A 13,089-nucleotide genomic window follows, 5' to 3' on the forward strand; every position below is an offset into this window, starting at 1 on the left:
AGGCGTGCGATGCGTACGTCGGACGCCGATGACCGGTCGCTATAAAAGTACGGCCAGGCGACAGTTAATGATGGGGTTGCGACTTGGGAAACCGCGCCGAACGGTCACCGGAAGGGGCGGTTTCTCCGACTTTTGGCGGCTTGTGTGGGCGCAGCCTGCTGTGTATCTTGATCAGCCTTTGGCCGTTTGGGCGGCCACGACCCTGTTTTTTGAGATTGGCCCCACGAGGCGAATCCGACGTTATCCATATAAAAATTGAGGAGCACATCGATGCGCGTCATTCTGCTGGGAGCTCCCGGGGCCGGTAAAGGTACTCAGGCTAAGTTCATCACTGAAAAATTCGGCATTCCGCAAATCTCCACCGGTGACATGTTGCGTGCGGCGGTCAAGGCCGGCACCGAGCTGGGCATCAAGGCCAAGAGCATCATGGATGCCGGCGGCCTGGTCTCCGATGACTTGATCATCGCCCTGGTCAAGGACCGCATCGCCCAGTCCGACTGCGCCAACGGTTTTCTGTTCGACGGTTTTCCGCGCACCATTCCTCAGGCTGAAGCCCTGGTGACGGCTGGCGTGGAGCTGGATGCAGTGGTCGAGATCGCTGTGGAAGACGAAGAGATCGTGCAACGTATCGCCGGTCGCCGTGTCCACGAGGCCAGCGGCCGCGTGTACCACATCGTCTACAACCCGCCGAAAATCGCTGGCAAAGACGACATCACCGGTGAAGAGCTGGTGCAGCGCAAGGACGACACTGAAGAAACCGTGCGTCATCGCCTGTCGGTCTACCACTCGCAGACCAAGCCGCTGGTGGATTTCTACCAGAAGTTGTCGGCTGCCAACGGCAAGCCGAAGTACAGCCACATCGAAGGTGTCGGTTCGGTTGAAGCGATCACCGCCAAGGTGCTGGCAGCCCTGAGCTGAAAAACCTGATTCGCTGCATCATCCACGGCCCGCTTGCGGGCCGTAGTTGTTTATACTGACGCACTTTTTTCTGATCCCTCTTTTCACCACCCATCTTACGGAAACATCGATGAGCACCTTGCTGGCCCTGGACACCGCGACTGAAGCTTGCTCCGTTGCCTTGCTGCATGACGGCAAAGTGACGAGCCATTACGAGGTGATCCCGCGCCTGCATGCGCAGAAGCTGCTGCCGATGATCCAGCAGTTGCTGGCCGACGCCGGGACCACGTTGCAGGCGGTCGATGCCATTGCGTTCGGTCGCGGGCCGGGTGCATTCACTGGCGTGCGCATCGCCATCGGTGTGGTGCAGGGATTGGCGTTTGCCCTGGATCGTCCGGTGCTGCCGGTGTCGAACCTCGCCGTATTGGCCCAGCGCGCTTATCGCGAACACGGTGCAAGCCAGGTGGCGGCTGCCATTGATGCGCGTATGGACGAAGTGTATTGGGGTTGCTACCGCGAGACAGCAGGGGAGATGCGGCTGGTCGGTGCCGAGGCGGTTCTGCCACCCGAGTCGGCTGCATTGCCGGTCGATGCCAGCGGCGAATGGTTCGGCGCAGGCACCGGCTGGGGCTATGGCGAGCGTATTGGCGTCAGCCTTATCGGCCAGGACGCGGGCATGTTGCCTCACGCCGAAGACTTGCTGACGCTGGCCCGGTTTGCCTGGGAGCGCGGTGAGGCGATCGTCGCCGATGAGGCGCAGCCGGTCTATCTGCGCGATAAAGTGGCGACGCCCAAAGCGCGTTAGTTTTTCAGAATGGAGTGGGTTCAATCGCGGGCAAACACCAATCGTCGTTTTCTAACCCGGGTTTTAAACCTTTTGTCTTTTATGTGTTCTAGTTATCACTCGGCGGTTTGCGAAGTGGGTTGTGCGCCACTAAACTGCCATCACTGATACCGAGCATGAAATTATGCGTATAGACGGCATTTCCTCTCAGTCCTACCCCATCAAACGCAAGCCGCGCAAAGGCCACGTGGTGGAAGATGAATCCCTCGATATCGAGGGCGAGCTGGAATTTCCCTCCGAAGAACAACTGGCCGCCCGCGCCAAAGCGTCTGCGCAACGCCTGAGCAATCTGCCCGCCCGTCAGCAAGACATGCTTTACCACCGCGCCATGAGCAAAAGTGTGGCGATGGCTCTGGCCAGCTATCTCAGCACCGCCGGTTTCGTTGACTGGGATGCGGAAGTCATGGGGCTCGACCTGTACATCTGATGCTGCCTTACTACCTCGGCTGTCCGTCCTGGAGTGAAAACGCCTGGCGCGATTACCTGTACCCGCCTGACGCCAAACCCACCGAGTTTCTCGATCTCTATTCACAAGTGTTCAACGCCGTGGAAGGCAACACGACCTTCTACGCGAGCCCGGCTGCCAGCACCGTGCAGCGCTGGGCCGACACCATGCCCGAGCACTTTCGCTTCACCGCCAAATTCCCCGGCGACATCAGCCACGGCGGTGACCTGCGCGACCAACTGACCGCTGCCGAAACCTTCACCCAGTTACTCAGACCGTTGGGTGAGCGGGTCTCGCCGCTGTGGTTGCAGCTGTCGAAAAGTTTCACGCCGCAGCGCTTGCACGAGCTGGCCGGATTTATCGATGCCTTGCAGCGACCCTTGGCGGTGGAAGTGCGGCATGACGATTTCTTTGCCAAGGGCGACAGCGAGCGGATGCTCAATCGCCTGTTGCTGGATCGCGGCGTCGAGCGTATTTGCCTCGATCCGCGCGCATTGTTCAGCTGCACCTCGACCGAACCTTCAGTACTTCACGCCCAATCGAAAAAGCCCAGGGTCCCACCACGCCCGGCGGCGTTTACCCCGTTCCCGCAAGTGCGCTTCATCGGCCACCCGATGCTTGAGGCCAACGATCCGTTTCTGCTGCCGTGGGTGGAGAAAATCGCCCTGTGGATTGAGGAGGGGCGCACGCCCTATATCTTCCTGCACACCGCTGACAACGTGCTGGCGGCGAAGCTGGCGCAACGTTTCCACGCCCGATTGATGCTGCGTTTGCCTGGCTTGCCGCCGCTGCCTGAGCTATACAGAGAGCCCGCCGCCGAGCAACTTGGCCTGCTCTGAAAGCGGATTCGTTCGCCTTTTTCCAGGAGCTGCCAATGGACGCGCAAACCCTTCGAGCCCAAGCCTTCAAAGCCTTGCATGAACGCGACGGCGTTTTTGTGATCCCCAACCCCTGGGATGCCGGCTCGGCAAAAATGCTCGCCAGCCTGGGTTTCGAGGCGCTGGCGACCACAAGCGCCGGTTACGCTTTTTCCCAGGGCCGTCCCGATGGCGGGTTGACCCTGGACGACACCCTGGCCAACGTCCGGGCGATTGTCGCCGCCAGCCACCTGCCGGTCGCGGTCGATCTGGAAAACGGGTTTGCCGATGATCCTGTCGAGTGCGCCAAAAGCATTGTGCAGGCAGCCGAAGCGGGTGCCGTCGGCGGCTCCATCGAGGACTTCACTGGACGTGAAGACACCCCGATCTATTGCTTCGAGCATGCCGTAGCGCGCATCGAGGCCGCCGTCGCTGCTGCTCGCAGCTTGCCTTTCCCTTTCACACTGACGGCCCGGGCCGAGAATTTTCTGCATGGCAATCCGGATCTCGATGACACGATCCGTCGCTTGCAGGCCTTTGCTGAAGCCGGCGCGGACGTGTTGTATGCACCGGGGTTGCGTAGCGCTGAAGAGGTACTGACCGTGGTCCGTGCCGTGGCGCCGAAACCGGTCAATGTGCTGATGTCCGGTGGCTTGAAGCTGACGGTGCAGGCGCTTGGCGAAATGGGCGTCAAGCGCATCAGCGTCGGTTCGGCGCTGGCATTGGCGGCGCTGGGCGAGTTTTACCGTGCCGCCGAAGAGATCCAGAAATCGGGCACGTTCGGGTTCACGTCGCGGTCCATGCCCTATGCGCAGGCCAATCAATTGTATAAAGGCTGACGATGCGGTTTCGGTGGTGGCTGTTGCTGATGCTGTCGGTCATCGGCGCGGCGGGGGTGAGTGTCTGGCGAGGATGGGTGTCGCTGCCGCCGCAGTGGAATCCCTGGGCGCCGCTGGATGTGAAGGCGCCACCGAATCTGCTGACCCGCTACAAACTGATGCGCCTGCGCGACGATCCGCAACTGTGTGAACAGGCTTTGAGCAGTTCAGGATTGCGCGCGACCCGTCAGGCAGACAGCCCCGATGCCAAGTGTCCGCTGACCGATGCCTTGCGCGTACAGGGCGGCGATGTGGCGCTGAGCAGCAGTTTCCTCGCCAGTTGTCGTCTGGCGGTGTCGTTTGCACTGTTCGAACATCACGCCCTGCAACCGGCGGCGCAGGCGGTCTATGGGCAGGCGGTCGCGCGGGTCGATCATCTGGGCAGCTTTGCCTGCCGCAACGTCTATGGCCGTGAGAATGGCAGGCTCAGCCAGCATGCGTCGGCCAATGCGCTGGACATTGCCGGTTTCCGCCTGGCCGATGGTCGAGCCATCAGCGTGCTCAAGGATTGGCCCAAGGATAATCAGGATGCGCAGTTTCTAAGGCGGGTCCGCGATGGCGCCTGTGGTCTGTTCAGCGTGGTGTTGAGCCCGGATTACAACGCGGCCCATCGCAATCACTTTCATCTGGACGTCGGACCGTGGTGGCGTTGTCGATGATCAGGCCGCCAGGCGCAGGTTCTGCAGGATGATCGGGCGCGCCCAGCCATTATCGAAATCGAGTTGTTTCTGTTGTTCCACCAACTCCTCGGGGGAGAACGGCGGGAAGGGTTTGTCCAGCAGGTCGAGTTCGAACTCGGCGATCGGCAAGTGCAGCGGACGCGGTTGCGGTGCCGGGCCGGCTTCCGGCAAAGGCTGGCCGGCGGTCAGTACGATCGGACGCACCCAGCCGCTTTCGAAGTCCTGCTGTTTCTGCTGGGCGACGATTTCTTCCGGCGGGAACGGTGGGAACGGCTTGTCGGCCAGGTCCATTTCTAATTCGGCAATCGGCAGGAACAGCGGCTCGGGCGGACGAATTTCAGTGTCCTTCACGTCGCATTCGCGCTGGGAAATGATGTGTGCCAGCAGATCGCTGCCGACCGTGGGTTCGACCGGACTTTCGAGATCCACCGGTGGAAAATTCAGCGATTGCGGCAGCACTTCACCCGACTGTTCGGCCAGCGCCCGGGCAAAGAAATCCTGCCAGATGTGGCTGACGCCGCTCAGTGCCTGGGTGTTTCGCAGGTTGTAGTCGCCGTAGGGCGAGATAAAACCTGTGAATGTGGGTTGAATGTCTGACATTTCTCTCGGTCGACGCTCAGCTCTGGCAAAATGCTCGATAGTTTTGTTATCGGCAGTTTTTGCCGATCATTAATTTTTTGAGCGTGTTTTCCCATGATTGAGCAACCGGCGGCGTGCCGCATCCATGTCGAAGCCTTGGCCTCGACCTTTCAGCCACAGGCCGAACACTGGGCCGAGCGCCTTGGCCTGCCGCTGCAGGTGGATGACGGTGAGTTTGCGTTGCAGGTGGGCGACCAGGGCTTGCAGCTGCAGCAGCTCGGCCCGGATGCACCGGGACCGGTGCGGGTGGACTTTGTCGAGGGTGGCGCGGCCCATCGCCGGTTGTACGGTGGCGGCAGTGGGCAGATGATCGCCAAGGCCGTTGGTATCGCCCAGGGTGTGCGTCCGCGGGTGCTGGATGCCACGGCGGGGCTGGGCAAGGACGCGTTCGTGCTGGCCAGTCTGGGCTGCGAGATGAGCCTGATCGAGCGTCAGCCGTTGATCGGGGCGTTGCTCGAGGATGGTTTGGCCCGTGGCGCGGAAGATTTCGAGGTGGCCCCGATCGTGGCGCGCATGCGCTTGCTCAAGGGTAATTCGATTGAGGTGATGCGCAACTGGGAGGGTGAGCCGCCGCAGGTGATCTACCTCGACCCGATGTTCCCGCACCGTGAGAAAACCGCGCTGGTGAAAAAGGAAATGCGCCTGTTCCGACCCTTGGTGGGCGATGACCCGGATGCACCGGCATTGCTTGAGGCTGCACTGGCCTTGGCCACGCACCGGGTCGTGGTCAAACGCCCGCGCAAGGCGCCGTGCATTGAAGGGCCCAAGCCGAGTCATGCGCTGGATGGCAAATCCAGTCGGTATGACATCTACCCGAAGAAGGCACTCAAGCCCTGAGACCGCGTCGCCTTCTTCGCGAGCAGGCTCGCTCCCACAGGGGATCTACGACATAGAACCAGTGTGGGAGCGAGCCTGCTCGCGAAGGCGTCAGACCAGTCGATCGAAATTTGTCAGGCTAATCCGGCCTGTAAGCCCGCATAAACAACTCCACAACCTCCCGCACATGGCTCTCCGCCGCTTGCCCGGTCAATGGCTCGCCACAGCCATACAACAACCGGAAATTAGCCGCCCCCTTGAGCAGGCAGAAGAAGTGTTCCGCCGCATTGCGCGGTTTGTCGATACGTAGCACGCCACTCTCATCGACCTTGCTCAGCAACCGCTCCATACCGTGCAGCATCCGTTCCGGGCCGGCCTCGAAGAAGATCAGCGAGAGTTTCGGGTCCTGGCTGCCCAAGGTCATGATCAAGCGGTGCAGGTTCACCGACTCGTCACTGTTGATCAGCAGGTGAAAACCGCGGGCGATGTTCAGCAGCACGGTGTCCACCGCCACGCCGTCCGGCAACTCGAAAAACAGCGTCGGCAGTTGCTCTTCGCACTTGGCCACCACGGCGGCGGAGAACAGCGTCTCCTTGTCGTTGAAATGGCTGTAGACGGTGAGCTTTGACACGCCCGCCTCCGCGGCCACAGCGTCCATGCTGGTGTTGGCATATCCCTTGGTCAAAAACAGCGTCTTCGCTGCGTCGAGGATCGCCTGGCGCTTGGCCAGATCCTTGGGGCGGCCGGGTCCGCTGGGTGCTGAAAGATTGTTCGGCATATGCGCTTTTATTACTGGACTGGTGAGTTTGCTATTAATAACATACTGGTCAGTATAATTATTCCAAGCACCATTAGCGAAAGGTCCTTCACCATGTTCCGCTATGCCTTGCCCCTCGCGTTGCCAGTCGCCCTGGCGTTTTTTTTGACGGCGTGTGGTCACGAAGAGGCGCCCCAAACCAGCGTTCGCCCGGCCATGGTGGTTCAGCCAGAGCCTTCGGCCCAGGCGACGGAAAGCTACCCGGGTGAAGTTCGCGCCCGCTATGAGCCGGACCTGGCGTTTCGCATCGGCGGCAAAGTCAGTCGACGACTGGTCGAGGAAGGGCAGCGGGTCAAGGCCGATCAGCCCTTGGCTGAGCTCGATCCGCAAGATGTGCGCCTGCAACTGGAAGCCACCCGCGCCCAGGTCGCGGCCGCCGAAGCCAATCTGAATATGGTGCGTGCCGAGCGTGACCGTTACAAAACCCTGATGGAACGTCAGTTGGTCAGCCGCTCGCAGTACGACAATCATGAAAATCTTTACCGTTCCGGCGAGGCCCGTCTCAAGCAGATCAAAGCCGAATTCAACGTGTCCAGTAACCAGGCCAGCTACGCCGTATTGCGTGCACCCCAGGACGGTGTGGTAGCCAAGCGTTCGGTGGAAGTCGGGCAAGTGGTGGCTGCCGGGCAAACGGTGTTCACCCTGGCTACCGATGGCGAGCGCGAAGTGTTGATCAGCCTGCCGGAGCAGAACTTCGGTCGCTTCAAGGTCGGCCAGCCTGTGTCGGTGGAGTTGTGGACGCAACCGGACCAGCGCTTTGCCGGGAAAATTCGCGAACTGTCTCCCTCTGCCGATCCGAAGTCCCGCACCTTCGCCGCCCGCATCGCGTTTACCGGTGGCAAAGTCCCCGCCGAGCTGGGCCAGAGTGCCCGGGTGTTCGTACAGACCGCCGAAGTGGTTCCGCTGTCGGTGCCGCTGTCTGCGCTGACCGCGGAAAACGGCGTGACCTACGTCTGGGTCGTCAGCGCCAACAACACCCTGAAAAAGACCCCGGTGCGGGTCGGCGCTTTTGGTGAGAAAACCGTTCCGGTGCTTGAAGGCCTCAACGCCAGCGACTGGGTGGTGGCCGCTGGTGTCCATGTGTTGCTCGACGGGCAGCAGGTGCGCCCGGTGGATCGCTCCAACCGCGTGGTCAATCTGGCGGACAAGGAGTAATCCCCGATGGGCTTCAATCTTTCCGAATGGGCGTTGCGTAACCGCCAGATCGTACTGTTCCTGATGCTGTTGCTGGCAATCGTTGGCGCGCTGTCCTACACCAAGCTCGGTCAAAGTGAAGACCCGCCGTTTACCTTCAAGGCCATGGTAATCCGTACCAACTGGCCGGGCGCCACGGCGCAGGAAGTTTCGCGCCAGGTCACCGAACGCATTGAAAAGAAGCTGATGGAAACCGGCGAGTACGAACGCATTGTGTCGTTTTCGCGCCCAGGTGAATCCCAAGTGACGTTCATTGCCCGCGACTCCATGCACTCGGTGGACATCCCGGAACTCTGGTATCAGGTGCGCAAGAAGGTCAGCGACATCCGTCACACCTTGCCGCCGGGTATTCAAGGGCCGTTCTTCAACGATGAATTCGGCACCACCTTCGGCAATATCTACGCCTTGACCGGTGACGGGTTCGACTACGCCGTGCTCAAGGATTACGCCGACCGCATCCAGATCCAGCTGCAACGGGTCAAGGACGTGGGCAAGGTCGACCTGCTCGGCTTGCAGGATGAAAAAATCTGGATCGAGCTGTCCAACGTCAAACTTGCGACCTTGGGGTTGCCGTTGGCCGTGGTGCAGCAGGCGCTTGAAGAGCAGAACGCGGTGTCCACCGCCGGCTTTTTCGAAACCAGCAGCGAGCGATTGCAGCTGCGGGTCTCGGGGAATTTTCAGACTGTCGACGAGATAAAAAGCTTTCCGATCCGCGTCGGGGATCGCACCTTCCGTATCTCCGACGTGGCCGATGTGCGCCGTGGTTTCAACGATCCGCCGGCGCCGCGCATGCGCTTCATGGCTGAAGACGCTATCGGACTGGCCGTGGCCATGAAGGACGGCGGCGACATTCTCGTCTTGGGCAAAGCCCTGGAAGTCGAATTCGCCCGCATCCAGAAAAACCTGCCGGCCGGCATGCAGCTGCGCAAGGTTTCCGATCAACCGGCGGCGGTGAAGACCGGTGTCGGAGAGTTCGTCCGGGTATTGGTGGAGGCCTTGGCGATTGTGTTGCTGGTGAGCTTTTTCTCCCTGGGCGTGCGCACCGGCATGGTGGTCGCCCTGGCGATTCCGCTGGTGTTGGCGATGACCTTCGCCACCATGTATTACCTCGGCATCGGCCTGCACAAGATTTCTCTCGGCGCGCTGGTGTTGGCGCTGGGCTTGCTGGTGGACGACGCGATCATCGCCGTGGAAATGATGGCGATCAAAATGGAGCAGGGCTTCGACCGGGTCAAGGCAGCGAGCTATGCCTGGACCAGCACCGCGTTCCCGATGCTTACCGGTACGCTGATCACCGCAGCCGGGTTCCTGCCGATCGCCACCGCGCAATCCGGTACTGGCGAATACACTCGCTCGATCTTTCAGGTGGTGACCATTGCACTGCTGGCGTCATGGGTGGCGGCGGTGGTGTTCGTACCGTACCTCGGGGAAAAACTCCTGCCGGATCTGGCGAAAATTCACGCGGCCAAACACGGTCCTGATCAGCCAGACCCTTACGGTACACCGTTTTATGAGCGGGTCCGGCGGCTGGTGGAGTGGTGCGTGCGTCGGCGCAAAACCGTGATCGCGGCGACGGTGATTTTGTTCGTCGCCTCTGTGGTCCTGTTCCGTTTTGTGCCGCAGCAATTTTTCCCGGCGTCGGGCCGACTGGAGTTGATGGTCGATCTGAAGCTGGCCGAAGGCGCTTCTCTGAGCAACACCGCCGAGGAGGTCAAGCGCCTCGAAGCGTTGCTCAAGGACAAGGCCGGGATCGACAACTATGTGGCTTACGTCGGCACCGGTTCACCGCGTTTTTACCTGCCGCTGGATCAGCAACTGCCGGCAGCGAGCTTCGCCCAATTCGTGGTGCTGGCGAAGACCATCGAGGAGCGCGAAACCCTGCGCACCTGGTTGATCGCCACGCTCAACGAACAATTCCCGGCTCTGCGCTCGCGGGTCACACGCCTGGAAAACGGTCCGCCGGTGGGTTATCCAGTGCAGTTCCGGGTGACCGGCGAGCATATCGAGGAAGTCCGCGCGCTGGCCCGCAAAGTCGCGGCCAAGGTTCGAGAGAACCCGCACGTGGTCAACGTTCACCTGGACTGGGAAGAGCCGAGCAAGGTCGTGTACCTGAACGTCGATCAGGACCGTGCCCGGGCGCTGGGCGTGAGCACGGCGAACCTGTCGCGGTTCCTGCAGAGCTCGCTCACCGGTTCCAGCGTCAGTCAGTATCGCGAAGACAACGAATTGATCGAGATCCTCTTGCGCGGCACCTTGCATGAACGCACCGAACTGTCGTTGCTGCCGAGCCTGGCAGTACCGACCGACAACGGTCGCAGCGTCGCCCTGTCGCAGATAGCGACCCTGGAATACGGCTTTGAAGAAGGTGTGATCTGGCACCGTAATCGCCTGCCCAACGTGACCGTGCGCGCCGACATCTATGGCAAGGAGCAACCGGCGACGCTGGTGCAGCAAATCATGCCGACCCTCGATCCGATCCGCGCCGAATTGCCGGACGGCTATTTGCTGGATGTCGGCGGCACCGTGGAAGATTCCGCGCGCGGACAGAACTCGGTGAAGGCTGGTGTGCCGTTGTTCATCGTGGTGGTGCTGACCTTGCTGATGCTGCAACTGAGAAGTTTCTCACGCACGGTGATGGTGTTTCTGACGGCGCCGTTGGGGCTGATCGGGGTGACGCTGTTCCTGATGGTGTTCCGTCAGCCGTTCGGTTTTGTCGCCATGCTCGGGACCATCGCCTTGTCGGGGATGATCATGCGTAACTCGGTGATTCTGGTGGATCAGATCGAGCAGGACATCGCGGCCGGGCTCAAGCCTTGGCAGGCGATCATCGAGGCCACGGTGCGACGGTTCAGGCCGATTGTGTTGACGGCACTGGCCGCGGTTCTGGCGATGATTCCGTTGTCGCGCAGTGTGTTTTTCGGGCCGATGGCGGTGGCGATCATGGGTGGGTTGATTGTGGCTACGGCGTTGACGCTGTTGTTCTTGCCGGCTTTGTATGCGGCTTGGTTCAGGGTCAAGAAAGAATCGGCTTGAGTGGGTGGACTTGGCGGCCTTCGGGCCGACCAAGCTCCTGGATGATTGAGTACATATCCGTTTCTGCGGTAACGGCCGCTTATGGTTTCGCCCTTACGGCGAGTCACTTTTTTTACAAGCGCCTAAAAAAAGTAACCAAAAAAACGCTCGCCCCGAGCGTCCGGCACCTCGCTGAGGCTCGGCGTTCCTTCGCTCCGGCATCCATCCGGGGACACTGCCCTCCGGTTTGCTGCGCTGCACCTGCATGCAGCGTGTTCGACTGCGTCGAACGGCGCTGCGCGCCAATCCCCGGATGAATACCTCCACTCAGCCTGCCGAAGGGGCGGGTGGATCAAGATCAAGAGCTGAAGGCGAGCTAACGCTCGGCCTGATGAGTGGTGAAGAGCGGGGGTGGTGTTTGTGGTTTGCTCTTGCTTTTGCTTTTGTAGGAGCAAGGCTTGCCCGCGATGGCGACCTGACAGTTGGACTGATTTTTACGAATACACGCAATCTCTGTGGGAGCTGGCTTGCCAGCGATGGCGGTCTGACAGCCAACCAATCCCTCCCAGTTGAACACGGTCCAATGGTGGGAGCGGGCCTGCTCGCGAAGACGGTCTCACTGCCAAAGATGTTTATCGCTCAATCAAATCTTCAGAACCTTCCCACAACACTTTCAGGTTGTCCGTCGGAACCTCGATCACTAGCCTGTGTCCGTCGCTGCCATTCAGCGACCGGGACTGCAAGCCCGCCGATAATTTGTTAGGCGCCTACAGGCACACCTATAATCGCGACGCTTTAATCAGCGTCCATTGATTTATGGTGGCTGTGTGCGGGAGATCTTCGGGTCTGCCGAGGTTGCCTAACGACTCGGTCTTGCAGACCCGCACACAGCTGCCACCCATCATCTGCAAGTGATGCTGGCCGCTCCAACTTTCGTTAGGAGCTTCACAATGATCAAACACAGCCCAAATCCCCCAGAAACAAGTTCCGAACCGCTGGTGAAAACCCCTCGCCGTCCCTGCCCAATTTTCACCATTCACCCAGGCGTAAACTCCGAAACCCTTCTAGTCCATGCCTTTGAAACCCTTACTTCGGCGAATGTGATGGCGACGGAATTGTCGTCCAGCCTGACTGGCCCGACGTGTAATCTGGTGCTTGGTATTCAACAGATGATTGTCCTGGCGCAGCTATCGGTGAGCGAGGTGCTGGATCACCTTGATCCGCAGCAATAGTCAACGAAATAGCCCGCTGACCTTCACAGGTTCAGCGGGCTATTGTGGTGTTGCCATCAGCTAAAAATTACAAAGTACCAAACACCTTCTTCGCCAAACTGGTCGCCGCAGCCGCCGGGTTGTTGCGGATGGTTTCTTCCTGCTTGCCGATCATTTCGAACAAGCCGTTCAGCGCCTGTTCGGTGACGTAGCTTTCGATGTTGGCATTCTTCGTATCGATCACGCCCATGGTCGCAGCTTGCCCGGCGAACGAGTTGTACTGCTGGGCCAGGCCGACCTGGTCGGTGGCTTGTTTGACGATCGGCAGGAACTTGGCGCGGATCTGTTCGCGACTGGTTTTGTTCAGGTACTGGGTGGCCGAGTCGTTGCCGCCGCTGAGGATGCCCTTGGCATCGTCTACCGTCATTTTTTTCACGGCATCGACGAGGATTGGCTGGGCTTGGACGACAGCGGTTTCCGCCGCTTTGTTCATGCTGGTTTCCAGTTGATCGACCTGGTCACCCATGCCGAACTGTTTCATCTTGCTGGCGACTTTGCCCAGTTTGCCTGGCAGCTCGATTTTCACGTCCGGGTTGTTGCTGAATCCGCCTGGTGTGCCGAGTTGTTTCACGGCCAGTTGCGCGCCTTGGGTCAGAGCGTCCTTGAGACCGCCGGTGGCGTCTTTTTGTGACAGGTCGCTGAGCGACAGCGCCATCGCGCTGGCGCAGATCATCAAACCTGCGCACAAGCCGGCAAAGCGGAGGGTAGGGCGGAGCATGGCAACTTCCTTTTTCAAAAA

Annotated in this window: 13 protein-coding genes; 10 read left to right on the forward strand and 3 right to left on the reverse strand. The window is 60.2% G+C overall.

Features of this window, described 5'->3' with window-relative positions:
* The first annotated feature begins 270 nt into the window (after positions 1-270).
* The 6 genes from adk to AC07ZE_RS06625 all read left to right on the forward strand — a co-directional run bounded on the left by adk (position 271) and on the right by AC07ZE_RS06625 (position 4,580).
* The gene (adk, locus tag AC07ZE_RS06600; protein ID WP_093214773.1) at positions 271-918 is read left to right on the forward strand and encodes an adenylate kinase; all 648 of its coding nucleotides are present in this window, start codon (positions 271-273) and stop codon (positions 916-918) included.
* Between the two features lie 109 nt (positions 919-1,027).
* The gene (gene tsaB, locus AC07ZE_RS06605; RefSeq protein WP_207262559.1) at positions 1,028-1,702 is read left to right on the forward strand and encodes a tRNA (adenosine(37)-N6)-threonylcarbamoyltransferase complex dimerization subunit type 1 TsaB; all 675 of its coding nucleotides are present in this window, start codon (positions 1,028-1,030) and stop codon (positions 1,700-1,702) included.
* Between the two features lie 163 nt (positions 1,703-1,865).
* A complete protein-coding gene (locus AC07ZE_RS06610; protein ID WP_207262561.1) occupies positions 1,866-2,168 on the forward strand; it encodes a hypothetical protein in 303 nt (100 codons plus the stop codon).
* Positions 2,165-3,025: a DUF72 domain-containing protein gene (locus tag AC07ZE_RS06615; protein ID WP_207267777.1), complete on the forward strand. Its 861-nt coding sequence runs from the start codon at positions 2,165-2,167 to the stop codon at positions 3,023-3,025. The genes AC07ZE_RS06610 and AC07ZE_RS06615 overlap by 4 nt, the downstream gene beginning before the upstream one ends.
* A 35-nt stretch (positions 3,026-3,060) precedes the next feature.
* Positions 3,061-3,882, forward strand: coding sequence for an isocitrate lyase/PEP mutase family protein (locus AC07ZE_RS06620; RefSeq protein ID WP_207262563.1), 822 nt, complete (start codon positions 3,061-3,063; stop codon positions 3,880-3,882).
* Positions 3,883-3,884: 2 nt separating this feature from the next.
* A complete protein-coding gene (locus AC07ZE_RS06625) occupies positions 3,885-4,580 on the forward strand; it encodes an extensin-like domain-containing protein (RefSeq protein WP_207262565.1) in 696 nt (231 codons plus the stop codon).
* Here the strand turns inward: AC07ZE_RS06625 and AC07ZE_RS06630 are convergent, their stop codons facing one another.
* Positions 4,581-5,201, reverse strand: a complete 621-nt coding sequence (locus AC07ZE_RS06630) for an energy transducer TonB (RefSeq protein ID WP_207262567.1) — start codon at positions 5,199-5,201, stop codon at positions 4,581-4,583. It abuts the gene before it with no gap.
* Between the two features lie 93 nt (positions 5,202-5,294).
* Here AC07ZE_RS06630 and AC07ZE_RS06635 point away from each other — a divergent pair, with 93 nt between their 5' ends.
* Entirely contained in the window at positions 5,295-6,077 is a 783-nt protein-coding gene (locus AC07ZE_RS06635) for a class I SAM-dependent methyltransferase (protein ID WP_219739381.1), read from the forward strand.
* 118 nt (positions 6,078-6,195) lie between these two features.
* Here the strand turns inward: AC07ZE_RS06635 and AC07ZE_RS06640 are convergent, their stop codons facing one another.
* Entirely contained in the window at positions 6,196-6,834 is a 639-nt protein-coding gene (locus AC07ZE_RS06640; RefSeq protein WP_207262569.1) for a TetR/AcrR family transcriptional regulator, read from the reverse strand.
* Positions 6,835-6,927: 93 nt separating this feature from the next.
* Between AC07ZE_RS06640 and AC07ZE_RS06645 the strand changes: the two genes are divergently transcribed.
* The 3 genes from AC07ZE_RS06645 (at position 6,928) to AC07ZE_RS06655 (ending at position 12,311) form a co-directional block, all read left to right on the forward strand.
* On the forward strand, positions 6,928-8,028 hold the full coding sequence (locus AC07ZE_RS06645) for an efflux RND transporter periplasmic adaptor subunit (RefSeq protein ID WP_207262571.1): 1,101 nt from the start codon (positions 6,928-6,930) through the stop codon (positions 8,026-8,028).
* Between the two features lie 6 nt (positions 8,029-8,034).
* Entirely contained in the window at positions 8,035-11,100 is a 3,066-nt protein-coding gene (locus AC07ZE_RS06650) for an efflux RND transporter permease subunit (RefSeq protein ID WP_207262580.1), read from the forward strand.
* A gap of 929 nt (positions 11,101-12,029) precedes the next feature.
* On the forward strand, positions 12,030-12,311 hold the full coding sequence (locus AC07ZE_RS06655; RefSeq protein ID WP_207262582.1) for a DUF6124 family protein: 282 nt from the start codon (positions 12,030-12,032) through the stop codon (positions 12,309-12,311).
* A 67-nt stretch (positions 12,312-12,378) separates the two neighbouring features.
* Here AC07ZE_RS06655 and AC07ZE_RS06660 read toward each other — a convergent pair whose 3' ends face one another.
* Positions 12,379-13,068 carry a DUF4197 domain-containing protein gene (locus AC07ZE_RS06660; protein ID WP_207262584.1) on the reverse strand — a complete coding sequence of 230 codons (690 nt, stop codon included), beginning with the start codon at positions 13,066-13,068 and terminating at the stop codon, positions 12,379-12,381.
* Positions 13,069-13,089: the final 21 nt, after the last annotated feature.

This window comes from Pseudomonas sp. GW101-3H06 (assembly GCF_059424605.1).

Coding starts and splice junctions, on each gene's coding strand:
- AC07ZE_RS06655 (WP_207262582.1), top strand. CDS start 12,030: ATGATCAAACACAGCCCAAATCCCCCAGAAACAAGTTCCGAACCGCTG.
- AC07ZE_RS06630 (WP_207262567.1), bottom strand. CDS start 5,201: ATGTCAGACATTCAACCCACATTCACAGGTTTTATCTCGCCCTACGGC.
- AC07ZE_RS06620 (WP_207262563.1), top strand. CDS start 3,061: ATGGACGCGCAAACCCTTCGAGCCCAAGCCTTCAAAGCCTTGCATGAA.
- AC07ZE_RS06660 (WP_207262584.1), bottom strand. CDS start 13,068: ATGCTCCGCCCTACCCTCCGCTTTGCCGGCTTGTGCGCAGGTTTGATG.
- AC07ZE_RS06610 (WP_207262561.1), top strand. CDS start 1,866: ATGCGTATAGACGGCATTTCCTCTCAGTCCTACCCCATCAAACGCAAG.
- tsaB (WP_207262559.1), top strand. CDS start 1,028: ATGAGCACCTTGCTGGCCCTGGACACCGCGACTGAAGCTTGCTCCGTT.
- AC07ZE_RS06650 (WP_207262580.1), top strand. CDS start 8,035: ATGGGCTTCAATCTTTCCGAATGGGCGTTGCGTAACCGCCAGATCGTA.
- AC07ZE_RS06640 (WP_207262569.1), bottom strand. CDS start 6,834: ATGCCGAACAATCTTTCAGCACCCAGCGGACCCGGCCGCCCCAAGGAT.
- AC07ZE_RS06635 (WP_219739381.1), top strand. CDS start 5,295: ATGATTGAGCAACCGGCGGCGTGCCGCATCCATGTCGAAGCCTTGGCC.
- AC07ZE_RS06625 (WP_207262565.1), top strand. CDS start 3,885: ATGCGGTTTCGGTGGTGGCTGTTGCTGATGCTGTCGGTCATCGGCGCG.
- adk (WP_093214773.1), top strand. CDS start 271: ATGCGCGTCATTCTGCTGGGAGCTCCCGGGGCCGGTAAAGGTACTCAG.
- AC07ZE_RS06645 (WP_207262571.1), top strand. CDS start 6,928: ATGTTCCGCTATGCCTTGCCCCTCGCGTTGCCAGTCGCCCTGGCGTTT.